Consider the following 23187-nt stretch of genomic DNA (forward strand, 5'->3'; position numbering starts at 1 on the left):
TATATTTTGAAAAGCTTAAAAAAACAAAAAGGCATAACCTGACGCCTAATAAGACGCAGGTTATGCCTGTATAACGATATGATTTCCCTGATCGGGGCTGTTACTGTCCGGGTCGTCCGAATCGGTCATCGCAATTAAACCTCTTTCCAAATATTAAAACATATTATAAAGAGCCCGCTATAGAGGTGTCAAGTCGTCTCTAAAATTCCGCCTTTCGGAGCAGAATGGCGGCGTTATGTCCGCCAAAACCGAAGGAATTGGAGAGGCCGATGTTGAGTGGAGCCTGGCGGGCATGATGCGGAACATAATCCAAATCGCAGGCCGGATCCGGGTGATCGAGATTGATGGTGGGCGGAATCACGCCTTCTTTTAAACTTTGGATCAACGCAATGGCCTCCGCCCCTCCCGCAGCGCCAAACATATGGCCTGTCATCGATTTATTCGCCGTAACGGGAATCCGGGACGCCTGGTCGCCGAACAATTTCTTGAGCGCTATCGTCTCCGCAAGATCTCCGACCTGTGTGCCCGTGGCATGGGCGCTGACAACGTCCACTTCCGCCGCCGAAACGCCGGCGGATTGCAGCGCCCGCTTCATCGCCAGGAAGGCCCCTTCCCCTTCGGGATGCGAGGCGACGACATGGTAGGCGTCCGAGCTGGCGCCATACCCGATGACCTCGGCATGGATGCGCGCTCCTCTGCGCCGGGCATGGTCCAGCGACTCCAGCACAAGGAGGCCCGCCCCCTCGGCCATAACGAAGCCGTCCCGCTCCGCATCGAACGGACGGCTGGCCCGCTCCGGCGTCTCATTCCGCTTCGACAGGGCCGTCGCATTGCCGAAGCTGGCCAGGGACAGGGGATGCACCGCCGCTTCCGTCCCTCCGGCGATAATCACATCGGCCTCCCCGCTTCGGATCAGGCGGAACGCCTCGCCGATCGCCGTATTGCCGATCGAACAGGCGGTGACAGGGGACAAGGTCGGACCCATCGCGCCGTATCGGATGCTGATCTGCGCGGCGGCCATATTGGAGATCATCATCGGTACCAGACTCGGGCTAACCCGGCCCGGACCGCGCTGCTGATAGGCCTCCATATTGTCCGTCAAGGTCGTGATACCGCCGATTCCGGTCCCGACATAAACGCCGAAACGCTCCCGATCGACCCGCTCAGGTTCAAGACCGGCGTCCCGCACCGCCTGTTCCGCGGCATATACGGCGAACTGGACGAATCGGTCCATCTTTCTCGCATCCTTCCGCCCAAACAGTGCTTCCGGATCGAAATCGCGCACCTGGCCCGCGATTTTTGTCCCGAAGCCGGACACATCAAAATGATCAATAACGGATATACCGGAGCGTCCCGCTTTCAGCCCGTTCCAAAATAATTCGACGTCGTGGCCCAGCGGCGAAACGATCCCCATCCCGGTTATAACAACGCTTTGCATACGTTAGTGCCTCCTTTAATCCCGTTCTCATCTTGAAAAAGAACGGGAGCCGTTTGTCCCTATTGTAACCTCTGATTATCCTATTACAAGTTTTTAGTTATCCTAGTATAATGGATAATACAATAAGACAGGAGGCCTTCCGAATGCCAAACGACCCTCGACTTAAAGCGCTATCCGATTTCCTGAAAAGCCAAAGATCCAAGCTGCATCCCGCCGCGGTCGGGCTGCCGCCGGGGGCTCGCAGACGGACCCCGGGACTGCGGCGTGAAGAAGTCGCCCAGTTGGCCGGGGTGAGCACAACATGGTATACCTGGCTGGAGCAGGGGCGGGACATCAAGGTTTCCGCTTCCGTTCTCGACGCCATAGCCGGAGCGCTTCATCTTAACAGCGATGAGCGCAAATACTTGTTCGATCTTGCGCTCGACAACGGCTTTCATCCGGATCTAGCCCCGGGGCGGGAGGCCGAGATCAGCCCGTCGCTGGCCAAGATTCTTGAAGAACTCAAATTTTGCCCCACCCTTATTTCCGATCGCCACTGTCATATCGTAGGTTGGAACACCGCCGCTTCCCATGTTTTTTTAAATTTTGAACAGGTGCCCGAAGCCGAGCGCAATCTAATCTATCTTCTGTTTCGGAAAAAGGAGCTGCGTACGCTTGCCGTGAACTGGGCCCAGTTCGTTCGGGGATTTTTGGCGATTTTCCGCGCCTATTACGGTCAATATGTGGCCGATCCGTGGTATTCGGCTTTTATCGGCCGGATGTCGGCCGAATTCCCCGACTTTGAAGAACTCTGGAACCAAAGCGAGGTCCGTGCGGCTCCCGAGGTCATGATTGAATTCCGGCACGCCAGGGCCGGAAAAATGCTGTTCAACCTCTCCTCCCTCCAAGTTCAAGGGGAATCCGACCTGAGGATGAGCATTTACACGCCCGCCCCGCAAACCGCCACGGAAGCGAAACTCAAAAAACTCCTTGAGGGATAGGCTGCCGCGCTTAGCGCGGCAGCATTACGAAATGAAAAACAGCGCCCCCTTTACGGCGGGGACGCTGTTTTTCCTATCTACCCCGGTGCTTCTGCTTCGCTTTCAGCACCTTTTGCTCGCGTTTGTACGCTTGCTGACGTTCGCGCTCCTCCCGGCTCAAGTTCTTCCGCTCCTTCTTGCGAAGCAGCAGTTCCTCCTTCAGGGCCTCCTGCGCAAACGTCGAGATTCCTCGACGGTTCAACTCGCGAGCGGCCAGGCGGGCCTGCCTTTTCGGATTGATTCTGCGGGCCTCGTTGGCATCATCGCCTTCCACGCCTCTCGAACGCGACAGCACCTCCGAAATGCGGGGCATCTCTTGATTCACAAACTGAAAAATCTCGGGATCTTTCGGCTCGGACCCAAAAATATGCCGGTACGCCTTCAACTGCCCGCCGATCGTCTCCTCCACCACGCCAACCCAAAACTGTCCCTCAAAATAAACCGTCAACTTCATGGTAAATCCCCCTCTTGTTATGCGTCGAAGCGCCGGACATCCCGAGGGGGGAAGGTTACTGACACGGCTGGACACCGTGCTTCTGGACTACCAACCAGAATGTGTTTTTGCGCTCCGGGTTTTAGTATAGCAAAACATACCGGTTGCCGGAATCACTCTTCAGGAAAAAGCGGCGTCGACAAATACCGTTCGCCCGTATCCGGCAGCAAAACGACGATGTTCTTACCCGCGTTTTCCGGGCGTTTCGCCAGTTGAAGCGCGGCAAAGGCGGCCGCCCCGGACGAGATGCCGACAAGCAATCCTTCTGTCCGGGCAAGCAGACGGGAAGTCGCGAAGGCATCTTCGTCTTTTACCGGATAAACTTCATCCACAACCTCGCTGTTGTAATTTTTCGGCACAAAGCCGGCTCCGATCCCCTGAATATGATGAAACCCGCGCGTTCCGCCCGACAATACCGCCGACTTATGCGGCTCCACGGCCACGATCCGCACCTCCGGATTTCTTTCCTTCAGTACGGCGCCCACGCCGGAAATCGTCCCGCCGGTGCCCACACCGGCAACGAACATATCGACCTTCCCGTCCATATCGCTCCAGATTTCCTCCGCGGTCGTCCGTTTATGTATATCCGGGTTGGCCGGATTCTCGAATTGCTGCGGAATAAACGCATTCGGCGTTTCCTTGGCCAGTTCCTCCGCCTTGCGGATCGCGCCTCCCATGCCTTCCGCGGCCGGTGTCAGCACCAGCTCGGCCCCTAAGGCGACCAGCAGCTTTCTTCGTTCGATGCTGAAGCTTTCGGGCAGCGTAATGATCAGCTTATACCCCAAAGCCGCCGCGGCAAAAGCAAGCCCTACCCCGGTGTTCCCGCTCGTCGGTTCGATAATGACCGAGTCGGGTTTCAACAGCCCGCGCTCTTCGGCATCCTTGATCATGGCGAAACCGATCCGGTCCTTGACGCTGCCGGCCGGATTAAAGTATTCCAGCTTGGCGACCAGCCTGGCTTCCGCCTGGGTCGCGGCGGAGAAATTGTTCAGTTCCAGCATCGGCGTTCTCCCGATTAAGTCCGTTAAATTTTTGGCGATATTCGACAACATATATCCCTCACTTTTCCATATTTGACAGATCCACTTTATCGCCCGCAAAGCGGGATGTAAATTTAGCTGCAAGTTCCTCGTCCGACCAATCGGCCAGCTCCAACATCCTAAGGTAAGGATCCCCCTCCAAGCCCAGCAAGGCGGCAAAAGCCGGCTCGGTCTTAAAGCCGCACTGTTTAAGCCTGATCACCGCGCGTTTGAAATCCTCGCCAAAAAGGCGCAGCAACCGGGCTTCGACCATCATATGCCGGTATCCGTTTTGCCGGTGAACGGGGATCGGTTGGGCGAATACTTCGACAGGCCAATTCTCGCAGAAGAAATTGGCTTTAATTCTTTCTACGCCGAGCACCTGCCTTCGGGTCAGCCTGAATTCCGGAAAATGTCCGAAATGCCGGCGTAAATCATCCGCAAAGCAGGCAAAATCATGAACTTCACAAATAAGATCCAGGTCACTTCCGGGAATTTGAATTTCGAGCGGGACGGTCCCGACAAGGACCGGATGATAAGCCCGCAACAACCCGCAAAGGGAGTAACGCTGGATCAAATGATACACTTCCCGCTGAACGGGAGTTCCCCGCTTTAAATAATCCAGGTCTTCGCCGTCCGGAAAGGCCATGCCATCTCCCCCCCTTTAACTCTCCTTGCGCGAAGCCCGACACAACCTCTAACTTAGTCCAATCGAACTTCTTGGGAGATCCCTTTGGTTTCGAACAGCCACAGCACTTGCTTTAGCGTATTTCGTCCCTGGGATAAGGGAGGAAGCCGGTCCTTGGGGAAGAAGCCGACCTCCATCGTCTCCATGCCCGCCTGGGCTTCTCCGCCCGTCTCTTCGCACAAAACAAACATTTTATAAACATGCCAGGGCTCGGGAGGATGGTCATGGAACTTCTTATCCAAAACGCCGAGCAGGCGTACGGGCTCCACGATCAGGCCGGACTCCTCCAGGACCTCCTTGGCCGCCACCTCTTTAGGGGACAAACCGATATCGGCCCAGCCGCCGGGCAAAGCCCAATCGCCATCCACCTTTTCGCGGACGAGCAGCAGGCGTTCATCCCGAAACACCACCGCGCGGACATCCACCTTCGGAGTCGCGTATCCTTTTTCCCCGGCAAACAGCGATCGGACCTGCTCCTGTTCGACGCCGGTATACTCGCTCAGAATTTCCACGCTTAGATCGCGCAGCATCTCAAAACGTTCCAGATCGTACATATCCTTGGAATAAGCAAGCCCGGCTTGACTGATCGCCTGAATCTGCTTCGCCCATTCCAGCCATTTCAACTGCATCGGTTAATCTCCTCTCACGTAATAAATATAATCCGTTGCAGGCGGCGCAATCTCCGCCATCCTGAGGGAAGAGGCGATTTGTCCGCGGTGGTAGCTGCCATGCAGCGCAACATGCGTCAGGATGTCCCCGATAGACCGATCAAACGATTTCCCTTGGCTGTTGTGATATTGAATCCGCTCCTTCAGCTTTTCGTCATGGATCGCAGCCAAAAACCGCCGAAACCCTTGGATATTGTCCTCCGCGAGCTCGATGTAGTGTTCGACCTTACCCTTTCCGTCGGACCAAAGGGGGATTGCCGTCGCTTCCTGAAGCTGCAGCCTGGCCAGCCAGCTGGCCTCCGCCGCCAAAATATGGGCGAACAGCTGAAGCGCGCGTTCCGGCAGCTTCGCTTCCTGAAGCTCCAGCGCATTCGCGATTTCCCGATTCGCCCAGGCCATATGCTCAAACATCCGCAGCAAGTGCTGTTTGACAGGAGACCCTTCCTCCAAGCCGGCTCGTTCCTCCTCCATCAGCTCTTCTCTGGCCCGGATCAACCAGGAATGCACCAGCTTCATTTGCTCCCTGCGCTCCCATACCTGATTCAGGTAGGTGAGCACGGCGGCGTTCAATTGCATATCATCCACCAACCGGCGAATTTCCTGGAGGTATGTTTGCTCGCCCGGAAGATCCCAGGCCACCTTATCGGCGATAAATACCACTTTATCGAACAGGGAGGCCCGAGGCTTCAATGTGGTATGGCATTCAATCGCCTGCAAAATGTCGGTATCCCGGATTTCGAATATCGTCTCGGCCATCGCCCGAGACAGCTTCTGGTGCAAAATGCGGGGATAACGCTGCTCTTCCTCCAGCACTTCAATCCCGCACTGCTCGGACACCTGCGGCATCAGGCTGACCGGAATGATGTTGCTGATATCATGAAGCAGGGCGGCCTGCTCCGCCTTTTGGGCATCCGCGCCATAGAGACGGGCGATGCGGACCGCTTGAGAAGTTACCTTAAGCGTATGGTCCCAGGTTTCCAGGTCTCCGTGCAGTTTAAAAAATGTGCCGACATCCTGAAGCAGGCTTCCCGTCAACTCCAAACCCGCCGAGAAAGCTGCCACTCCGGTTGCAGGCACATAATTCGCTCGATTATCCATATTGGCCTCCTCTTCTTCCCAAAACACATTAGGATACGTCTTTTAATTTAGCATATTTTTCTAATGATGTTTAGGAAGAATCATCGGCGGCTTACTTGGTCGAGGACCCGAAATCCGTAATATGCAAATCGATATCGAAGGTTACCGGGACTTCGGAAAAGACTTCATCCCAGCGGTCCTTCACCTTTTTCCACGTTTTTGGCGACTGGATCCGTAGACTCTCCCCAAAGCCGGCCACCTCCACTTTATATTGGGTTTGTATCTTCCGCATAAATTCCCGGAGCATCGCGTTCAGCCTCTCTTCAAACAGCTGTTCCGCCTTTTCCATATATTTCGGTTTGGACGGGTCCTCCCGAATGTCCCAATTTTCGATGAAGCGTCCTTCGGATTTGATCTCGACATGAAAAGAAATGTCGTCGCCCGTGATCTTCGCCTTTTGCTTGCTTTTCATCGACTCGATTTCATAAACGATCGGCTCCCCGCGCCAGTCGTAGGTTTTGATGGCTCCGCCTCCCCCGTCGCCGCGAATCCAAGAAATACTCTCCACGTCGGTCTGACTCAACGAACCGATCCATTTTCCGCTTGCTCCTTTAATGACCCCGGCACCCGACAATTCCAGTTCACCTTTGGCGGCGACCACATTCTGCAGAACGAAACTTTGCCGCGTTCTCATCAGAGCATCCAGGCGGGTCAAGTTAACGCCTTCCATGATTCTGTTCGTTCTGAAGCGGTTGCGCAGAAAATCCCTTAATTGCTGGGCGGGTACGGTGCCTGACGCATTTTTCGCAAACGTATCCAAGGCCCGTCCTTCGGTTACAAAGACGACGCAGCTCGGGCGGATATCGTTGTCCCGCAGCACAAAATCCATAATCGAATCGATCCCCCGCTTCTGCAGAAGCCGGTTGGAGACGACGATCGTCTTAAGATGGTGGCCGATCACGGCCCGTTCCCGGCGGGTCGAATAAGTCCGCATGATCTCAAACAAGGAATCCCCGGTTTCCGTCGTGTTCAAAAATTCGGGAACCTTCCCCTTCGTCGAGGAGTCCCCTTGGTTGCTGCTGGAGGAATGGGCGGGCACGATCTGAATCGTAGCGGTGATCTGATTTTTTTTATCGTAAGTGGCTCCTTTTCGTTCCAGTTCCCGCTCCAACGGTGTGGGGTCCCCGACATCGAGAGCCAAACCCGCGTACATACTCAAATCCTCGATTTCTTTGCTGCTCCAACAGCCGCTGATTAGAGCCATGGCCGCGATAAGAAGGCAACACCGCCGCATCGAACGCTTAAACATCCTGCCTCAACCCCTTCTTTCTAATCCAGTAGATCGCTGAGAGAAGCGCAGGTAAGAGGGCGAAAAAAAAGATGCCGATGTAACCGATCGCTCCGCCGAGTTGAAACACATCATTGATTCGTTTGGGAATCATGGCGGAGATGAAGATGACGGGCATCAGCGCGAATAGAACGGGGCCGAACCTGATCCGGAAAATTTGCGAGACTCCTAATGAGGCGCTGAAATAAAAGCTCGTGAAATTACAAAACATCTGCATCATCCAAATGACCAGAAACGGAAATTCCAAACGCTCAAAGAAAAGACCCGTCACCTCAAAGCTCCGCAGCAGATCGATCGTCGGCCAAGTACTTCGGAGAACGGCATCCACCGACATACCGCCGATCACCATCACAATGGTGAAAAGATACAGCATGATCGGAATCCCGATGCCGGCGAATACGGCCTTGACCGCCCGTTCCGGATGCTGCATGTGCGCGATCAGTACCATAATGACTTCACAACCGGTGAACACCAGGATCGTCGATTTTAATCCTTGGATAACCGGCATGACTCCTCCGCCCAGCAAGGGCCGCAAATGATTCGGCTCGAACACCCGGATGCTCATAGCATAGGACAAGATAAGAAAAAAGAGGCTGATCGGAAAAACGATCTGAAATACGCGGGCGATGGAATTGATCCCCCCACAGGCCAAATAAGCCCCCGTCCAAATGAACGGAATCAATATGGCCCAAATCGGGGTTCCCTCCAGTAAATAGAGCATCGCCACTTCGGCGAGCACCCGAATTTCGAATCCGCCAACAATTATAAAATAGAGGATCAGCAGCAGACAGAGGAAGGCCCCGGGGATCGTACCGACGATACTTCTGCTGTACTCGTAGACGGTTTTTCCCGGAAATCGCTGGCTTAACTTCACCATAACCAGCATGAGCAGCAGGATGATCGCCCCTCCCAATAGGACGGAGAGCCAGACATCCGGCGTCTCCGCCGCTTCCAACACCGAACGGGGCAGTGTCAGAATCCCGGCTCCCAAAACGGTATCCGTCAGGAAGATGGCGGCTTGAGTTGTCGTGATTTTGTCGTCTTTACGTAAAAACACAGCGGGTCACATCCCTCTCGTTGCATTTCTAAGATCGGCGGCGGCGATTCCCGGTCTTCATCATTTCCGGTCGGCGTTTCATTAAAGTTAAGGGTGCGCGTACAAACAAATCTTTGAAATCTTGCAGGCGGAACGGGGAGAACGGCGTAATGTAAGGAACGCCAAAGCTTTTCAATTTGGAGATATGGCTGCAAATCAGCAGGAAGAACAGGATAGTGCCAAACATGCCGAGAGTGGCGGCAAAGAGCATGCCCACAAATCTCAAGACGCGCAGAGCGATCCCCGCGCTGTACATCGGGATAGAGAACGAAGAGATCGCCGTGACCGCTACAACGATAACCAGAAAAGGGCTGACGATGCCGGCCTGCACCGCCGCTTCCCCGATGATGAGACCGCCGACGATCCCCATCGCCGGTCCGATCGGTTTCGGCAGCCGCAGACCGGCCTCCCGCAAAATTTCAATAGAGATCTCCAGAATCAACACCTCGATCAGGGAAGGAAACGGGACCCCCTGCCTGGCCTCAATAATCGTGATGGCCAGCTCCGTCGGGATCAAGCCGGGATGAAACGAGATAAAGGAAATGTATAGCGCGGGAGCCATCAGCGCCAAGAAGGATGCAAAAAAACGCAGGGTACGCAGCAACGATCCCGGCATCCATCGCTCAAAATAATCCTCCGGGGATTGCAGCAGCATGCTGAACGTAACGGGTACGATCAGCGCAAAGGGAGTCCCTTCCACTAAAATGGCCACTCTGCCTTCCAATAAGGCGTTGATCACCCGGTCAGGACGTTCGGTATTCTGCACCTGCTGAAACGGACTGAGGGGATTGTCCTCAATCAGCTGCTCCACATAGCCGGACTCGGCGATAAAATCGATATCGATTTTAGTGATCCGATCCTCAACCTCATGAAGCAGCTCGGGGTTTACGATATCCTTGAAATAAGCGATGACAAGGTTCTTTTTTAGCAGGCTTCCGACCACATATTTCTTCATCTCCAGATTTTCGCTTTTCCCTTGCATTCGCAGCATTGCCGTATTCTCGCTGAGCACTTCCGTGAAACCGATCCGCGAACCGCGCAGCAGGGCCTCCGAGGTCGGCTCGGCAATAGCCCTTGTTTTGCCGTTCGGTAAACCGACTAGCAAAGCGTGCGGCATTCCATCCAGCAAGAGGGCGGTAAACCCTTTTAAAATCGACTGGGTCAGCTCCAGCTTCTCCGTAACTTCGGTGATATCGATGAGTGGAAGAATTTTTTCCTTAAGGTGAGCGGTAAACTCCGGAGTGTTCAGGGCCCGCCCCTGCTCCCTCAATTGCGGATCGGCCTCCCGCATCAACACTTGCATCACATGCGTATTGAGGAAATCTACGGTCTGCATGCCGTCCACAAAAACCAGGCAGGCCCTGACGTTTAACCCGGTGATCTGAAACTCCCGGAAATGAACGTCGCTGCTCGTTCCGATCGTCTTCTTTAGAAACTCCAGGTCACGTTCGTATTCTCCGGATAACGGTTCTTCGGGGGCGGTGGTGTCCCCGGCAGTCGTTTTTTTGGCCGGGTTGTTCTTATTCGAAACAAGCGAGGAAATTTTATTATAGCCAAAATTTATGATCAAAGGGATCAGCAGCACCAATCCCGCTTGCATAAACGTTTTCCAGTCAGGGATGTAAGATAGCACTTTGGTCCACATCGCAAATCATCCTTACCTTATGAACTATCTTCATCCTGCCCTGGAAGTCGATTTACCATGCATGATTTTCTAGTTCGGCCGCCTTTTTCCGAGCCACAATGATCAGATGTTCGGTCGCCTCTCTATACTGAGGGGCTTCGCTCGTTTCGCTAGCGGCTTGCAGCAAATTATCGTAGACGAGCCGATCCTCACGGTATAACCGGGTCACCTCGGCCGACATTCCGGCCAAAAAGCTTTCCGCTCCGGCGTAAGAAAGAATGTCAAACCCGCCGGCCCGAACCTCATCGAGCGCTTTAGCGGGAATGGTGAAGTAGCTTTCGGTAAAACCCCGGTTTTCATCCAACTTCTGTTCCTGTAAATACCCGTAGATTTGTTCGGGGTCCCGATAAGATTCGCTAAACTCGGTAACTCCCGCTTTAAGGACGCCCCAGGAATTAATGTAAGAGAACAGAGCGACGCCGTCCGCCTTTAAAATTCTTGCCGTCTGCCGGATCACCTGCAGGCGCTGCTCTTCCTCCAAAATATGATACAGGGGACCCAGCACGAGAGCGCCCTCAAACTGATCCGCCTCCAGAAGGTGCAGGTTTCGGGCATCCTCGCATAGATAAGCCTCCGCTTGCAGCCCGAGTTTGCGGAACTCTTGTTCCGCCAATGCCAACGCCTTGACGGACAAGTCTATCAAGGTAACCCGGTAACCTTGCTGCAGCAATTCGGCGGCATACCGCCCGGGGCCCGAACCGATATCGCAAATGTGACCGGTCTCCGGAAGATACCGGTCCATGAGGCGGAGAGTAGACAACCACTCCACCCTGCTATATGGGTGATCCAAACGTGACCACTCCCGTTCCGCACTGTCGTCATAATACCGTTTTACCGTTTCGCTCATGTCCTTCGACGCTCCCTTCAAGCAGGACCTGTTATAAATGGAAATTAACTTTCGGTTTAATGGGTAAGTAAAGATCGACCTTGCTTTTGCCCTCCGGATCCGTGGCCGGATTGTTCATGCAGTATTCCAGACAAGGTTTATCTTCCGCCTCATATTCACTTTGCGGAAGCCATTGTCCGAATAGCGTCTGATAAACAATCCCTAATTGGTCGACGGTATCATAAAAAGAATAAAGCGCATAAGTCCCTCCCTGCAGCGTGCCGAACCGGATTTCATCCGGATGTCCCGCCCGGTCGAATTCCTCCGGCAAAGTGACGCAGGCGTCATAGCGGCAGGCGTACTCCTCGACCAGCGAAGGGTCGTCCAGCGAGATCCCGATAAACTGACGCTCCGGGGGGTATAACCCGTTCTTGGCCGCCCATGCGCCCAGCTTTTCCCACGCTTGATACGTGTCCAAATAGCTGCCGACATGCCTGACATAGGCCACCTCGGCGTCGGCTAATTGACGAATGGAAATGTTCATGTCCCAAATCCTCCTTAAGAAGTTTGTTTTTACTTCTCTAGCATAGGAGGATGGCGTGGATTCATCATCCTGCATCTTGCGGTCTAATAGCGGAATATTGCGATCCGCCCGAGAGGATACCCTAATTTCACTCGGCGTCTTCTGAAAATGTCTTTTGAACACCGCGTTAAAACCGGAGGGCGACTCGAATCCGCACAGGATCGAGATTTCCAATACGGTCTTGTCGGTTTCCACCAACAACCGGACGGCTTCCCTTAAGCGCAGCCGCGTCAAATAGACGGCGGGGGTGCTGCCCATGACGGAAGCAAAGATCCGGCTAAAATGATACTTGGAGAACCCGGAAATGTCGGCAAGACGATCCAGTGTGATCTTTTGCGAGTAGTGACTCTCCATGTAATCGACAACGCCGGCCATTCTCTCCTTGTAATAAGAACTCATGGTCTCGCTCTCCTCGGTTATTTATCAGGCAGGAGCAACCCCATGCCGATGACATCGACATAATGGCCGTCCTGAAGCTTAATTTGCCGGCGCAGCAGGCTTTCCCGCACAAACCCCATCTTCATGTACAGTTCAATGGCTTTAACGTTGGTCGCAAACACTTCCAGGCTGATTTTTTCCAGCCTCGGGTGCTTTTCCGCCCACTCGATAAGCGTTTGCAAGAGCGCCTTGCCGATGCCTCCCCCCTGGTAATCGCCGCGCACGCTCATCCCGAACGAACCGGTGTGGGCAATCCGCCGTTTCTGTCCGCTCAGAAAATCAAGGAAACCGACAATTCTCCCCTGGTCCTCCGCAAGGATCACCAAGTTATTTTCGTTGCCGCGCATCCGTTCGATCCAGTCTCTTTCCTCCTCGACCGTCAAAGTGAATTCCTCGGGCACCGTCAGCAGGTGGGCTTCCGACGCAATGACGGTCCGGTTGAATTCCAGGATACTTTCGGCGTCCCTCCCCTCCGCGGTCCGAAGATCTATGTAACGGTTGTATTTGTCGACGATTTTAATCGGTGCGATCCAACCCATATTACCTTCTCCTCCCCTCGGTGGATTTAATTCTCATTCCAATCTTCGGCCAACATGCCGTATACCATATGATCGATAAAATGATCATAGAGCCATTCCGATTGCCGGATTTTGCCCTCCAGCACGAAACCGAGCCGTTCGGGAATCGCCCGGCTGCGGCGGTTGCCTTCGCCGGCCCGAATTTCCACCCTGTTCATATCCAATGACCGAAACACATAGGTTGTTACCGCCCGGCATGAACGGGTCATAATTCCCCGGCCTTGGAAATCGCGGCCGAGCCAGTATCCGACAGAGGTCTTGCGGTTGCTTCTGTCGATGCCGTGAATGCCGATACAGCCGGCAATTTCACCCTTATAAAAGATCCCGGCATGAAATCCGTTTTCCGCTGCCGCCTGCTGTTCGGCCGATTCGATATAGGCGAGGGAATCTTCCCACGTTTTTGTGGCGTCCACCCAGGGCAGCCATTCCCGTAAATACGGCCTTTGTCCGTCTATCAGGGTAAACAGAGGTTTCGCCATCTGTTGATCCAACTGTCTTACATGCACCTCTTCGTCGATTTTAACGTCAAACATCCAGCACGACCTCCTGTTAAGATAGTGTGTTGTTCCGTACACACCACTAGCGTAGCATTAACCCGAGGGGGCTAATGCCGTAGCCGCCTCCCTTAAAACCGAGTGGGTAGATAAGGGCCTTTTGCGACCGGTACATCGCCCAAGGGAAGAAATACCTGCAAATCTGCAGGTATTTTTGGCGCAATGAACGACTTATTCTATAATTCCTGCAAATCTGCAAGCTTTTTTGCTCGAAGGGCTCTCATTTCTTAAAAGCGTAGAAAATTCCTGCACTTTTGCATCCTTTTGACTTAAACCTCCTCGTTTGGCGGAAAACTCCTGCACTTTTGCATCTTTTTGTACATGACCCATCCACGGGCAGTCTTCTACACATATCGGCGCGACATCGCTATAAAATCGATCTCCCGCTCGCCTGCTTTACTTTGAAATAACGTTCCCCGCTGAAACCCGCTACGCTCATACACCTGAATTGCCCGCCGGTTAAAGGCGGCCACAACCAATTGAAATTCTTCGGGGGATAATCGTTCCGCCAGAAAACGCATTCCCTCCAGCAGGAACGGCTGCCCCCATCCTTTTCCCGTCATGTCCGGTCGTAACCCCAGCCCGATGTCCAGCTTGTTGTCCGCGTCGTACAGTCCAACCTCATATCCGCCGGGTACGCGCGCCGCGGCTCCATAGCAGATAAAACCGATCAGTTCTCCACCCGCCGACGTCTTCGCGGCAAAGTAGCTTCCGCCAAGCAATTCGGCAATACAGGCTTTGCTTCCGTCCATGCTGTAGAGCGAATAAGGCTCCGCATAGGTCCAGCCGGAAATCTCGACGGCCAAATCCCGTGTCATCGGCTGAAAATAAAATAAGCTCTCGATTACGATCACCTCCGCATCTAATGTCTAAGCCAATGGGGCACTAGGATAGTGAATTACGGCAAATTTTGATCGATCTGTCCCCGCAGGAAGGCTTCATTCAAGCCATTTTCGCAAAAGTGAAATTTCCTGCCCGTCGCCCCCTGCACTCTGTCGATGATCTGCCCCAAATGATAGCCGGTATGCTCCACAAGGTGGTAGATCTGGTGAATATGCTCTTCGCTCAACCTGCACTCTCTATGCAAAAAACGCTCCATCACTTCTTCCCACTCACGAAACTGCTCCTCAAATTTTTGAATAAGCTGCAGGGAAGAAGCGGCGTCTTTCGGAAAGAAATTTTCAAACCCCGGAAGAAGCTGGCCTTCGGCGTTGGTAAGGCGCAGGCAGTTTCTGGCGATATGTTCGCCCATATGAAGTACGATGGATCCAATGCTGTTCCCTCCGGGATAGCTTTCCGCCCACAACACCTCATTCGGGAGGTCTTCCAGCACCGCCCTCAGCTTCAGAAAATAGAGATCTTTCATTCGAAGAAGCGAAATTTTCAAAAATGTTTTTTGAAAACCGGTAAACTCCACGATACAATCCCCCTTTTCATTACGTTTTATCAAGGCCCTTCTTCCCGGTTCATCTTTCGCTCGTAAGCCTCGAGTTCTTCCTCAATGGTGAAACGTTCCTCCTCTTCCGGGTTGAGCAGATGCCATTTGCTTTTGATTTTTTGCAGATCGGTATGGATTTCACGGCTTCTCCGGTTCATATCGAACACCATGGCGAACAAGACCACCACACATAACGCTATTCCATAAGGTCCGGCAAAAAGGCCAAGCGCCGCCATCCCGGCCCCGAACAGCAACCCCAACCAGCTCACGGGATCCCCCCTCCCTTAAAGATATGCGTTCAAGTCCCGGAGATCCCGGATGAACGCGCGGGGAAAGACTTCCATCTCGTTCATTTTTGCTTCGTCCCCGCCATACGCGATAAACGGGATGCCCGCAAGTGCGGAAGCTCTGCCGTCCATCCAGGAGTCGCCCACCGAAATCCACTCCCCGGGGGACACCTCCCCAAAATGATGCAGCACGTGAAAAAAAGCATCCGGCGCCGGTTTGAGGAACCGAACTTGTTCCCTGCCGACGACCTGCTCAAAAAAGCGCAAGACATCATGGCCCCGAAGGGCGGCCTCCGCCGCCTCAATGGAATTGTTCGTGACGACCACCAAATGATACAGGCCCTGCCACTCTTTGAGCAGTTCTTTTACGCCGGGCTCCAGCTCCGCATCCTTCATGCCGATGACCTCGTGTTTTTTGGGAACATCCCACAGTTCCTTCATCAATGACTCATTCATCCGGTTTGTCTTTACGCCCGCTTCGATCAAGGTGGAGGCCGTGTGCCGGTTCAGCTCAACACCTTCCACCAATATGCCGTGTGACACTAAAAATTGATATACGTCTTGTTTCATCGCCTCGAAATCGATCCGGGACCGCAGCAGTGTATTATCCATATCAAAAATAATGCCCTTAACCATCGGCCACCCCTATCTTTCATTTATGTCGGCGGATCTATCTTTTCAAAATATATGTCCAAGCTGTCAAAAAGCCGATTCCTATATTCGTTCGAGATGGGCGTTAAATCCTGAAGCCCGACCATTCTTCGCTCCGCCGCCTTCTCCTTTCGATTCTCGTCCAAAACAACGCCTTCAATAGGAATCGAAGTCGTTTGACCTAAAAGGAGCCTTTTGAAATCTTCAATTTCGCAAAAAAACAACCCGGCAATTTCCTCCGCTTGAAAATCATAGTCCGCCGCCTCCTTGTTGCAGGAATACAAGAAGACATGGTTAAACTCACGATCGGTTAACACGGGGGAAATCCGGTCCTCTTCCGGGACGAGCCCGCAATAGAATAAGTCCTCGAACACGACCTCAAGCCCCAGCTCTTCCCGCAGTTCCCGGACCCCGTCCTCCACGGTTTCTCCGGCTTGAAGATGCCCGGCGCTGGAAATATCCAATAAACCGGGATAGGTGTCTTTGGTGGACTGTCGCAACTGCAACAGCAGCCTGGGTGGTTCATGGTCCGGTCGGGACACGATCCAGCAGTGAAACGTTTGATGCCACAAGCCCTTGGCATGCACATTTTCCCGCGTATCCACGCCTATTTTCACCATCGACGCATCGTAAACATCGAATAGCTCCTGCCCGGACATCTTACGGCAGCTCCAATCTCAGGCGGACCATATCCCTGCACTGAATCCCGTTTTCATAGATTTCCTCGTCATAGTGACGGACAAAAAAATCCGGATCCACGCCTACGATCCGAAAGCCGCATTTCTGATACAAAGCCAGCTGCTGGACCCCCGAATTGCCTGTGCCGATTTCCACGGTTTTCATGTTTTCTCTTTTCGCCGATTCAATCGCATGCAGGACCAGTCTTTTTCCGATGCCTCTGCCCTGATAATCTTCCTGTACGGCGACATTGACGATCTCTACGGTTTCGGGACGGGTTCTGATCAAAACGTACTCGCCGATCACTTCATCATTCAGATAGGCTCCATAACAGTCCCCCCGCTTTACGTACTCTTCCACGATTTCCCGGGAGGGGTCCGCCAGAAGCAGCAAATCATAGGGAAATCCGTCCGCCTGCGTGATTTTTCTAATTTCAAGTTCCATTCTAACCGCTCTCCTTCCTGAAGGCCGCTATGGCCGACTTGCCAAATATTCGCTGCGAAGTATGGAATACAGCTTCTGGCTTTTGTACTCGTTTCTGATTTTCAATTCTTCACGGATGATTCCTTCCAAGGTCATCCCCATCCGCTGCATGACCTTTTCGGACCGGAAATTTTCACTGTTGCAGCGGGCCTCGATCCGGTTCAAGCCCATGTCCTCGAATCCGAATCTGACTCCTTATTTTCATCATAGAATCGTTGCACGGTATCCCGTGGATCTCCCTTTTTCAACCGCCTGCACGTAACCTGAAAAATAAAAAGGGATATTGTCCTCCGCCCCGTTTTGAATTCGCCCTCTGACTTTATCAAAAGCGAGCAGCGATACCGAAAAGTCCGGCTCCCCCGTAACCAGAACAGGCTGCTGCCGATCCGGGCTCCAAACGTAGACGCCGCCAAAATTTCTTCGGGCCACCTCAAACACGTAGCATCCCGCCATAGAGGAGATGGAGTCCAGCTGTTCTTCTCCCAGATCGAAATCGCCGGCCTCATCCAGCAATTCGTCGAGCGGCTGCAGACTTTCAATACTAAAATCAAAGTTTCCGCGATCCGCAAAGTTTCGGGTAAAACTCTCCGCCGTGAATCTAATGTCTTCTTCTAATTTCCCTGTCATAGGCTAATCTCTCCTCCTTATCCATCCCATCGCTGGTCTAATTTATCGGCATAATAGCTTATCGCTCTGGCGTATTGACGTATACCGGAATCGGAACTGGTTTGCGCCAGCTGATTCAACAGAATCTCCATCGCCTTGCTGTAATCCTGCAGATTATATAGAACCATCGCGAGAAAAACCGGAAACTCCCGGTGATCCGGAAATTCGGTCATAGCCTGCTCGAAGATGTTCCTCGCTTCGGAGTAGTCGCCCAGCGCCCTGAAGGTACTGCCCAAGCCAAGATAAGCTCCTGGTTTCTCCTCTACAGCAAGTCCTCCGGCCAAGGCTGCTTTATAAAAGGGAACGGCTTCCTTCTCCAAACCCAAGGAATCATGAACCCAGGCGCATTGATACCAAACGGACGGATTCTCCGGCTCCGTTTCTACCAATTCTAGCAGCATGGTACGTGCTTCTTCCAGTTTTCCCGATTCTCTTAAACGGATGGCCAAATTTAAATTCTCCATAAAACTCCCCTCCCCGTACGAGTATTGTACCAGCTTCTGCCAATCGGGAGAATCCAAAAATCAATTGCCGGACGAATAAGTAATAAATAGAAGAGTTCCTTTTTTGAAATTAACTCTTTTAATTCTGACACCCAAGATGTCAGAATTAATGGAGTAGGATGAAAACGAACCACCGATAAGGTTGGAGCCGAGGAGCGAAACGAAATGAAGCTGGACCGGATGTTTGGAATTACGATGGAGTTGATGACCCGCAACCGGGTGACCGCGGCCGAATTGGCCGCGAGGTTTGAAGTGTCGGTACGAACGATTTACCGGGATATCGATTTGATCAATCAGGCGGGCATCCCCATTGTTTCTTACACGGGAACGGATGGCGGTTTTGAACTGATGGACGGTTTCTTTTTGACACGGCAGCACTTCTCGATCGACGACTTTTCGGTGATCTATAGCCTTTTGAAAGGCCTGGAAGCCGCTCTAGGAGGCAGTTATACTACACTGGCACGCAAATTGACCAGTTTGCAGCCCGCTTTGAAGAATGGAGGGGACGACCGCCACAACATCATATTGGAATGGAGTACGAACGATAGCGAAAAGACCGTGGTGCAGCAGCTTCTCCCGGCGATCCGGCAAAACTTACGGATCTCATTCTCCTATGTGACCGCCTTGGGAACGGAAACCGCTAGAACGGTTGAACCGCTTCAGCTGTTTTGGGAACAGGGAGCTTGGTACTTAAAGGGATTCTGCCAACTGCGGAGGGCCAATCGGTTGTTCCGGATCTCCAGAATCTCCGGGTTACAGGTGACTGAAGAGAAGTTTACGGCGCGACACGAAAAGCCTGAGGAAGAGGAGAAAAACCGGCCCCAAGGCATGGAGGTCCATTTAAGGTTCACGCCCAGTGCCAGGCTGCGCGCGATGGAGCAGTTTCCGCGGGAATACGTAATGCGGGACGGCCATCTGGAAGTAAAAACGGTCTGCTACACGAAAGACTACGCCCTCTCGATCGTACTAAGCTACGGAACCGAGGTGACGATCCTCTCGCCTGACAGCTTGAAAGAAGATTTGCTGCAAAAAATCAAAGAAATCGGTAGCTTATACTCAAATGTAGGAGGAATGGACGAATGACGATTTTGGTAACCGGTGCGACCGGAACGGTCGGACAACATGTCGTAAAGCAGCTTGCGGAAAAAGGGGTTCGCGTCAAGGCGCTGTCCCGGAATCCCGAGGCGGCGAACTTTCCCGCGGGGGTTGAAGGGGTGGCCGGGGATTTGAACAACCCGGAGACGTTGGGATTGGCGCTTGACGGGGTAAGCGGAATGTTTCTGATTACTTCCAGCGATGCGGCGGGCGCTTGGCTTCAAACTTCGCCGGAAGTGATCGCTTTGGCGGAACGCTCTGGCGTGAAACGTGTCGTGGTGCTGGTAGGCTACGAAGAGGGGCCTGTCGAAGCGGCGCTCCAGGCCAGCTCCATGGAATGGACGCTCCTGAAGCCGGGGGAATTCATGGCCAATATCCTGGTGGATTGGGCGGATTCCATCCGCGGCGAGCACACCGTCCGGGAAGTGTTCGGAGATGCGCCGAGCTCCCGGATCCACGAAGCGGATATCGCCGCTGTCGCTGTGACGTCTCTGCTTGAGGATGGTCACCACCGCCAAAGCTATATGCTCACCGGTCCGGAAACGCTGACGCGCCGGGAAGCCGTGAGGATCATTGGCGAAGGGATCGGCCGGGAGCTGCGTTTCGTGGAATTGACGGAAGAAGAAGCGCGACAAAATTGGAAGACCCAGGGGTACAGCGACGAGGACATCGAATTTTTTATCCTAATGGGAAAAAATCCGCCCGCCATCGGGCACACCGTCCTCCCCACCGTCGAACAAGTCACGGGACGGCCGGCCAGGACGTTGGCCGAATGGGTGGCTGAACATAAAGCCATGCTTATATCCTAAGGAAGGGAGACATGATGAAATGTCCTATGCCATCCAAGTTCAGGGGCTTCGGAAATCCTTTCGCGGCCAGGAGGCGGTGAAAGGAATCGAATTTGAGGTACGAAAGGGAGAGCTGCTGGCCCTGCTGGGACCGAACGGCGCCGGCAAAACCACGACGATCCATATGCTCTCCACCTTGCTCCCGCCCGATAGCGGGAGCGCCTGGATCGCCGGCTTCGATGTGGTGAAACAACCGAAGGAAGTGCGGGCGAGGATCAGCCTCACCGGGCAATTCGCCGCTTTGGATGAGGGGCTGACAGGTCTGCAAAACCTGCGGATGATCGCCCGGCTGCATGGATATCCGGCCAAGGAGGCTCGTGAAATCGCCGGGCATTTGCTGGAATCCTTCGGCTTGACGGAAGCGGGGAACCGGATCGTACAGGGCTATTCCGGCGGAATGCGCAGGCGGCTGGATATCGCCGCCGGGATCGTGTCTCGGCCGGAAATCCTGTTTCTCGACGAGCCCACCACCGGGTTGGATCCAAGGAGCCGGCAGGGCGTCTGGGAGACGGTCCGCCTGCTGCTTGCCCAAGGGACGACCATCCTTCTAACGACACAGGATTTGGAGGAGGCCGATCAACTGGCCGATCGGATTGCGCTCATGGATCAAGGGACGATGATCGCCAAGGGAACGTCCCGCGAGCTCAAAACCTGGCTAGGCGGAAAAACACTGGAGCTGATTTTGACCGAACCGGCGGATCCCGTGCTGCTCACTCGGCTGCTGGCCGATTCTTCCGGGAGATCGAACATCCGGAGCGACGAGCGGCTCGTTTATCGTATTCCCGTGGATAACGCTGCGCACGCCGGCCAGCTGGTCCAATCGCTTTTGGAAACACCGATCGGGATTGAATCCTTCTCTTTGAAGGAACCTACGTTAGACGAAGTGTTCCTGGCGTTGACCCGCGATTCCCGGGACGGCGCTGTAACCAAGCGGGATTCAGGGAGGTCGCCGCAATGAATACCAACGGAATGGGGAGTCCGCCGTTGTCAGCCGAAAACCGGAGAAAAGCCGGTCCGACGGCCTTCAACTCGGTCCGGGTTTTTATTTGGAGAACATGGCAGAATACGAAAAACAACGGCTTTGGCTTCATCATGGACGCGGTCCTCTCCCCGGTTCTGATGCTGCTTATCTTCACCTATTTGTTCGGCGGGGCGATTGCCGGTTCCACGGGCGCGTACATTCCTTACTTGCTGCCGGGAATCCTGGTGCTCACGGTCTCCCCTATGACCGTATACAGCGGAACTACACTGTGCCAGGATATCTCCAAAGGAGTATACCACCGGTTCCGCACCATGCCTTTCTGGCAGCCATCCGCCGTGTTGGGGCCGTTGGTTACCGACGCCGTCCGCTATTTGATCGCCCTCGTGGTGATTCTCGCGGCAGGCCGGCTCCTGGGTTTTCGCCCTGCCGGCGGAATCCGGGGAGCGGCGTTGGCTCTGCTGCTAACGGCGCTGTTCGCTTTTGCCGTTAGCTGGATCTTCTCCATGATCGGCGTGGTAGCGAAGCGCCCCGAAACCGTCTCGGGCACCAGTATGATGATTTTGTATCCGCTGATGTTTGCCAGCAACAGCCTGGTCGATCCCGGTACGATGCCCGGATGGATCGGGCGCCTGGTCGAGCTGAACCCTATCAGTGTAGTGGTTACCGCCGTACGGGGACTTATGGAAGGAACGACCGGCGGCGGGGAGATTGCTGCCGGTCTGGGCGTCTGCCTTGTGTTAATCGCGGTGTTCGCCCCTTTGACGTTTTACTTTTATGTGACGAAACCGCTTCGCTAAACATCATAACCACCGTCAAACGGGTGGTTTGCTCTAAGGCTATTAGCCTTTATAACCGGCTAGCGTCTAAAGGCGCTAGCTTCACTTCGTTGAAGCTACTATGCCGCTGCCGCTTTTGCCTACCCCTGAAGGGGTGCGTTTATTACTAGTCCCCCTTCAGACCACCTTGATAATATGGAGTAGCTTGAACACTCGTATGATAACGACCCCATCATGTGGTTTTTGTTTCGCACGCTTCGCGAGTTCCACTGGCTAAAGCCCCAAATAAAAGGCCGGGGCGGGATACACCACCCCAACCCCGGCCTGCCCTTCTTAACTTTACTGTCCTCGCCGGTTAGATCCGCTCTTCATCGTCACGGTACTCTTTTAACTCGACAAACTCAAATCCCGACGCTTGCAGGAAGTCCCGCAGATACGCCTCCTGCTTGTCCAAAGGGACGTGATAGGGGCCCGAAACATCCTTTAAGTTTGCGAACAGCACCCAACCGACGCCTGGATGGGGAAATTTAACTTTCCCCTCCGCATCCCGGTTCGGATAAATTTCGACATACACCTGCATCTCTTTGTTCAAATTCCAGTAGAAATGCCGATAGACATATGGAAGCCTCGCTTCCAGCATCCCTTTGTTTTTGGACTTGGAGAACGTCCGGTTCAAAGGCTTCAGAAATCCCAAGAGCGCGTTGATCAGTTTCTTCTCGTCTTTAGCCTCGCACAAAAAGCCGTACTCCAGCATTTTCCCCATTTTTCTTATCTCCCCGGTACCCTTTTTATTTCGATTTGTACTCCACCAGCTTCTTTTCCACGTAACTCCAGGCGTCCTCCAGGCTGCGGAACACCCAGCCCGTTTCCTCGATCCCTTTGGGACTATACAGCCCAAGCAGCAAAGTTCTTATTGCTTCCTCGCATCTTTCGCTAACGACCATAGCTTTGGGGAAAGGGAGGTCGGCATACTTATCCACCCCCATATCAAAGACATAATCCATCATATCCCCCCACTCATAATCAAGATCGCTCAAATCGAGGATAAGCGCGTCCGGGTCCCAAGCTTCCAACGCCGCTTCCCCCATGGCGCGCATATAGGTGGCGTCGCTATTCCCGCCCGAACCGAACCCGTAGCTGCCGATAAATTTCAAAATCATCACTCTACGGTATTCCACGGCCGCCGACTTTCCGATATGTATTTCATAATCGATTTGACTTAAATCCTCCAGCCTTACTCGGGTTGTCTCTAGGTTCATCGTTGCTCTCTC

At 53.6% G+C, this 23187-nt stretch carries 29 protein-coding genes and 1 pseudogene; 5 read left to right on the plus strand and 25 right to left on the minus strand.

Annotated features, from left to right (window positions below; genetic code table 11):
• Positions 1 to 199: 199 nt before the first annotated feature.
• Positions 200 to 1438, minus strand: coding sequence for a beta-ketoacyl-ACP synthase II (fabF, locus tag FRY98_RS01765; RefSeq protein WP_148450004.1), 1239 nt, complete (start codon positions 1436 to 1438; stop codon positions 200 to 202).
• Between the two features lie 143 nt (positions 1439 to 1581).
• On the opposite strand from fabF, the gene FRY98_RS01770 reads away from it, so the two are divergent.
• A complete protein-coding gene (locus tag FRY98_RS01770; RefSeq protein WP_148450006.1) occupies positions 1582 to 2418 on the plus strand; it encodes a helix-turn-helix transcriptional regulator in 837 nt (278 codons plus the stop codon).
• A 73-nt stretch (positions 2419 to 2491) separates the two neighbouring features.
• Here the strand turns inward: FRY98_RS01770 and FRY98_RS01775 are convergent, their stop codons facing one another.
• From FRY98_RS01775 to FRY98_RS01875, 22 genes and pseudogenes are all read right to left on the minus strand, one after another.
• A complete protein-coding gene (locus tag FRY98_RS01775; protein ID WP_148450008.1) occupies positions 2492 to 2911 on the minus strand; it encodes a YjdF family protein in 420 nt (139 codons plus the stop codon).
• A gap of 152 nt (positions 2912 to 3063) precedes the next feature.
• Positions 3064 to 3999: a cysteine synthase A gene (gene cysK / locus FRY98_RS01780; protein ID WP_148451145.1), complete on the minus strand. Its 936-nt coding sequence runs from the start codon at positions 3997 to 3999 to the stop codon at positions 3064 to 3066.
• Between the two features lie 10 nt (positions 4000 to 4009).
• Positions 4010 to 4618 carry a DUF4269 domain-containing protein gene (locus tag FRY98_RS01785; RefSeq protein WP_148450010.1) on the minus strand — a complete coding sequence of 203 codons (609 nt, stop codon included), beginning with the start codon at positions 4616 to 4618 and terminating at the stop codon, positions 4010 to 4012.
• 53 nt (positions 4619 to 4671) lie between these two features.
• A complete protein-coding gene (locus FRY98_RS01790) occupies positions 4672 to 5286 on the minus strand; it encodes an NUDIX hydrolase (RefSeq protein ID WP_148450012.1) in 615 nt (204 codons plus the stop codon).
• Positions 5287 to 5289: 3 nt separating this feature from the next.
• Positions 5290 to 6423 carry a bis(5'-nucleosyl)-tetraphosphatase (symmetrical) YqeK gene (gene yqeK / locus FRY98_RS01795; RefSeq protein WP_148450014.1) on the minus strand — a complete coding sequence of 378 codons (1134 nt, stop codon included), beginning with the start codon at positions 6421 to 6423 and terminating at the stop codon, positions 5290 to 5292.
• Between the two features lie 91 nt (positions 6424 to 6514).
• A complete protein-coding gene (locus tag FRY98_RS01800; protein WP_148450016.1) occupies positions 6515 to 7711 on the minus strand; it encodes a Ger(x)C family spore germination protein in 1197 nt (398 codons plus the stop codon).
• Positions 7704 to 8807, minus strand: coding sequence for a GerAB/ArcD/ProY family transporter (locus FRY98_RS01805; protein ID WP_148450018.1), 1104 nt, complete (start codon positions 8805 to 8807; stop codon positions 7704 to 7706). The genes FRY98_RS01800 and FRY98_RS01805 overlap by 8 nt, the downstream gene beginning before the upstream one ends.
• Positions 8808 to 8835: 28 nt before the next feature.
• Complete coding sequence (locus tag FRY98_RS01810; protein ID WP_148450020.1) at positions 8836 to 10491, minus strand: spore germination protein; 1656 nt, start codon at positions 10489 to 10491, stop codon at positions 8836 to 8838.
• Between the two features lie 52 nt (positions 10492 to 10543).
• Complete coding sequence (locus tag FRY98_RS01815) at positions 10544 to 11377, minus strand: class I SAM-dependent methyltransferase (protein WP_148450023.1); 834 nt, start codon at positions 11375 to 11377, stop codon at positions 10544 to 10546.
• Between the two features lie 31 nt (positions 11378 to 11408).
• Positions 11409 to 12338 carry an AraC family transcriptional regulator gene (locus FRY98_RS01820; RefSeq protein ID WP_148450025.1) on the minus strand — a complete coding sequence of 310 codons (930 nt, stop codon included), beginning with the start codon at positions 12336 to 12338 and terminating at the stop codon, positions 11409 to 11411.
• A 17-nt stretch (positions 12339 to 12355) separates the two neighbouring features.
• Positions 12356 to 12916, minus strand: coding sequence for a GNAT family N-acetyltransferase (locus FRY98_RS01825; RefSeq protein ID WP_148450027.1), 561 nt, complete (start codon positions 12914 to 12916; stop codon positions 12356 to 12358).
• A gap of 26 nt (positions 12917 to 12942) precedes the next feature.
• A complete protein-coding gene (locus FRY98_RS01830) occupies positions 12943 to 13488 on the minus strand; it encodes a GNAT family N-acetyltransferase (RefSeq protein ID WP_148450029.1) in 546 nt (181 codons plus the stop codon).
• Between the two features lie 192 nt (positions 13489 to 13680).
• Positions 13681 to 13839 carry a hypothetical protein gene (locus tag FRY98_RS28350; RefSeq protein ID WP_170286998.1) on the minus strand — a complete coding sequence of 53 codons (159 nt, stop codon included), beginning with the start codon at positions 13837 to 13839 and terminating at the stop codon, positions 13681 to 13683.
• A 14-nt stretch (positions 13840 to 13853) separates the two neighbouring features.
• On the minus strand, positions 13854 to 14363 hold the full coding sequence (locus tag FRY98_RS01835; RefSeq protein WP_249043306.1) for a GNAT family N-acetyltransferase: 510 nt from the start codon (positions 14361 to 14363) through the stop codon (positions 13854 to 13856).
• Between the two features lie 44 nt (positions 14364 to 14407).
• Positions 14408 to 14926, minus strand: a complete 519-nt coding sequence (locus tag FRY98_RS01840) for a DinB family protein (RefSeq protein WP_148450030.1) — start codon at positions 14924 to 14926, stop codon at positions 14408 to 14410.
• A gap of 29 nt (positions 14927 to 14955) precedes the next feature.
• Positions 14956 to 15216, minus strand: coding sequence for a hypothetical protein (locus FRY98_RS01845; RefSeq protein WP_148450032.1), 261 nt, complete (start codon positions 15214 to 15216; stop codon positions 14956 to 14958).
• Positions 15217 to 15231: 15 nt separating this feature from the next.
• Entirely contained in the window at positions 15232 to 15870 is a 639-nt protein-coding gene (locus FRY98_RS01850; RefSeq protein WP_225040197.1) for an HAD family hydrolase, read from the minus strand.
• A gap of 20 nt (positions 15871 to 15890) precedes the next feature.
• Entirely contained in the window at positions 15891 to 16544 is a 654-nt protein-coding gene (locus FRY98_RS01855; RefSeq protein WP_148450034.1) for an NUDIX hydrolase, read from the minus strand.
• A gap of 1 nt (position 16545) precedes the next feature.
• On the minus strand, positions 16546 to 17007 hold the full coding sequence (locus FRY98_RS01860) for a GNAT family N-acetyltransferase (protein ID WP_148450036.1): 462 nt from the start codon (positions 17005 to 17007) through the stop codon (positions 16546 to 16548).
• A gap of 27 nt (positions 17008 to 17034) precedes the next feature.
• Positions 17035 to 17226: pseudogene (locus FRY98_RS01865) on the minus strand (GNAT family N-acetyltransferase); the annotation flags it as partial.
• Positions 17227 to 17250: 24 nt separating this feature from the next.
• Positions 17251 to 17673 carry a hypothetical protein gene (locus FRY98_RS01870; RefSeq protein ID WP_148450040.1) on the minus strand — a complete coding sequence of 141 codons (423 nt, stop codon included), beginning with the start codon at positions 17671 to 17673 and terminating at the stop codon, positions 17251 to 17253.
• Positions 17674 to 17690: 17 nt separating this feature from the next.
• A complete protein-coding gene (locus FRY98_RS01875) occupies positions 17691 to 18176 on the minus strand; it encodes a tetratricopeptide repeat protein (RefSeq protein WP_148450042.1) in 486 nt (161 codons plus the stop codon).
• Positions 18177 to 18380: 204 nt separating this feature from the next.
• Here FRY98_RS01875 and FRY98_RS01880 point away from each other — a divergent pair, with 204 nt between their 5' ends.
• Genes FRY98_RS01880 through FRY98_RS01895 form a run of 4 tightly spaced genes read left to right on the plus strand, consistent with a single transcriptional unit; the run spans position 18381 to position 21937 of the window.
• Positions 18381 to 19298, plus strand: a complete 918-nt coding sequence (locus FRY98_RS01880; RefSeq protein ID WP_148450044.1) for a helix-turn-helix transcriptional regulator — start codon at positions 18381 to 18383, stop codon at positions 19296 to 19298.
• The gene (locus FRY98_RS01885) at positions 19295 to 20119 is read left to right on the plus strand and encodes an NAD(P)H-binding protein (RefSeq protein ID WP_148450046.1); all 825 of its coding nucleotides are present in this window, start codon (positions 19295 to 19297) and stop codon (positions 20117 to 20119) included. Before FRY98_RS01880 ends, FRY98_RS01885 begins: the two co-directional genes overlap by 4 nt.
• Before the next feature lie 19 nt (positions 20120 to 20138).
• Positions 20139 to 21116 (plus strand): ATP-binding cassette domain-containing protein, encoded by a 978-nt coding sequence (locus tag FRY98_RS01890; RefSeq protein ID WP_148450048.1) that lies wholly within the window; start codon positions 20139 to 20141, stop codon positions 21114 to 21116.
• Positions 21113 to 21937, plus strand: coding sequence for an ABC transporter permease (locus FRY98_RS01895; RefSeq protein WP_249043308.1), 825 nt, complete (start codon positions 21113 to 21115; stop codon positions 21935 to 21937). The genes FRY98_RS01890 and FRY98_RS01895 overlap by 4 nt, the downstream gene beginning before the upstream one ends.
• A 334-nt stretch (positions 21938 to 22271) precedes the next feature.
• Here the strand turns inward: FRY98_RS01895 and FRY98_RS01900 are convergent, their stop codons facing one another.
• Positions 22272 to 22679 (minus strand): hypothetical protein, encoded by a 408-nt coding sequence (locus FRY98_RS01900; RefSeq protein WP_148450050.1) that lies wholly within the window; start codon positions 22677 to 22679, stop codon positions 22272 to 22274.
• A gap of 25 nt (positions 22680 to 22704) precedes the next feature.
• On the minus strand, positions 22705 to 23175 hold the full coding sequence (locus FRY98_RS01905) for a hypothetical protein (RefSeq protein WP_148450053.1): 471 nt from the start codon (positions 23173 to 23175) through the stop codon (positions 22705 to 22707).
• Between the last annotated feature and the right edge of the window lie 12 nt (positions 23176 to 23187).

Source organism: Paenibacillus faecis (genome assembly GCF_008084145.1).
Lineage (GTDB): Bacteria > Bacillota > Bacilli > Paenibacillales > Paenibacillaceae > Fontibacillus > Fontibacillus faecis.

Excerpts from the sequence above, each read along its gene's own strand:
- fabF (WP_148450004.1), bottom strand. The coding sequence starts at position 1,438 with ATGCAAAGCGTTGTTATAACCGGGATGGGGATCGTTTCGCCGCTGGGC.
- FRY98_RS01770 (WP_148450006.1), top strand. The coding sequence starts at position 1,582 with ATGCCAAACGACCCTCGACTTAAAGCGCTATCCGATTTCCTGAAAAGC.
- FRY98_RS01775 (WP_148450008.1), bottom strand. The coding sequence starts at position 2,911 with ATGAAGTTGACGGTTTATTTTGAGGGACAGTTTTGGGTTGGCGTGGTG.
- FRY98_RS01785 (WP_148450010.1), bottom strand. The coding sequence starts at position 4,618 with ATGGCCTTTCCGGACGGCGAAGACCTGGATTATTTAAAGCGGGGAACT.
- FRY98_RS01790 (WP_148450012.1), bottom strand. The coding sequence starts at position 5,286 with ATGCAGTTGAAATGGCTGGAATGGGCGAAGCAGATTCAGGCGATCAGT.
- yqeK (WP_148450014.1), bottom strand. The coding sequence starts at position 6,423 with ATGGATAATCGAGCGAATTATGTGCCTGCAACCGGAGTGGCAGCTTTC.
- FRY98_RS01800 (WP_148450016.1), bottom strand. The coding sequence starts at position 7,711 with ATGTTTAAGCGTTCGATGCGGCGGTGTTGCCTTCTTATCGCGGCCATG.
- FRY98_RS01810 (WP_148450020.1), bottom strand. The coding sequence starts at position 10,491 with ATGTGGACCAAAGTGCTATCTTACATCCCTGACTGGAAAACGTTTATG.
- FRY98_RS01815 (WP_148450023.1), bottom strand. The coding sequence starts at position 11,377 with ATGAGCGAAACGGTAAAACGGTATTATGACGACAGTGCGGAACGGGAG.
- FRY98_RS01820 (WP_148450025.1), bottom strand. The coding sequence starts at position 12,338 with ATGAGTTCTTATTACAAGGAGAGAATGGCCGGCGTTGTCGATTACATG.
- FRY98_RS01825 (WP_148450027.1), bottom strand. The coding sequence starts at position 12,916 with ATGGGTTGGATCGCACCGATTAAAATCGTCGACAAATACAACCGTTAC.
- FRY98_RS01830 (WP_148450029.1), bottom strand. The coding sequence starts at position 13,488 with ATGTTTGACGTTAAAATCGACGAAGAGGTGCATGTAAGACAGTTGGAT.
- FRY98_RS28350 (WP_170286998.1), bottom strand. The coding sequence starts at position 13,839 with ATGGGTCATGTACAAAAAGATGCAAAAGTGCAGGAGTTTTCCGCCAAA.
- FRY98_RS01850 (WP_225040197.1), bottom strand. The coding sequence starts at position 15,870 with ATGGTTAAGGGCATTATTTTTGATATGGATAATACACTGCTGCGGTCC.
- FRY98_RS01855 (WP_148450034.1), bottom strand. The coding sequence starts at position 16,544 with ATGTCCGGGCAGGAGCTATTCGATGTTTACGATGCGTCGATGGTGAAA.
- FRY98_RS01860 (WP_148450036.1), bottom strand. The coding sequence starts at position 17,007 with ATGGAACTTGAAATTAGAAAAATCACGCAGGCGGACGGATTTCCCTAT.
- FRY98_RS01870 (WP_148450040.1), bottom strand. The coding sequence starts at position 17,673 with ATGACAGGGAAATTAGAAGAAGACATTAGATTCACGGCGGAGAGTTTT.
- FRY98_RS01875 (WP_148450042.1), bottom strand. The coding sequence starts at position 18,176 with ATGGAGAATTTAAATTTGGCCATCCGTTTAAGAGAATCGGGAAAACTG.
- FRY98_RS01880 (WP_148450044.1), top strand. The coding sequence starts at position 18,381 with ATGAAGCTGGACCGGATGTTTGGAATTACGATGGAGTTGATGACCCGC.
- FRY98_RS01885 (WP_148450046.1), top strand. The coding sequence starts at position 19,295 with ATGACGATTTTGGTAACCGGTGCGACCGGAACGGTCGGACAACATGTC.
- FRY98_RS01890 (WP_148450048.1), top strand. The coding sequence starts at position 20,139 with ATGTCCTATGCCATCCAAGTTCAGGGGCTTCGGAAATCCTTTCGCGGC.
- FRY98_RS01895 (WP_249043308.1), top strand. The coding sequence starts at position 21,113 with ATGAATACCAACGGAATGGGGAGTCCGCCGTTGTCAGCCGAAAACCGG.
- FRY98_RS01900 (WP_148450050.1), bottom strand. The coding sequence starts at position 22,679 with ATGGGGAAAATGCTGGAGTACGGCTTTTTGTGCGAGGCTAAAGACGAG.
- FRY98_RS01905 (WP_148450053.1), bottom strand. The coding sequence starts at position 23,175 with ATGAACCTAGAGACAACCCGAGTAAGGCTGGAGGATTTAAGTCAAATC.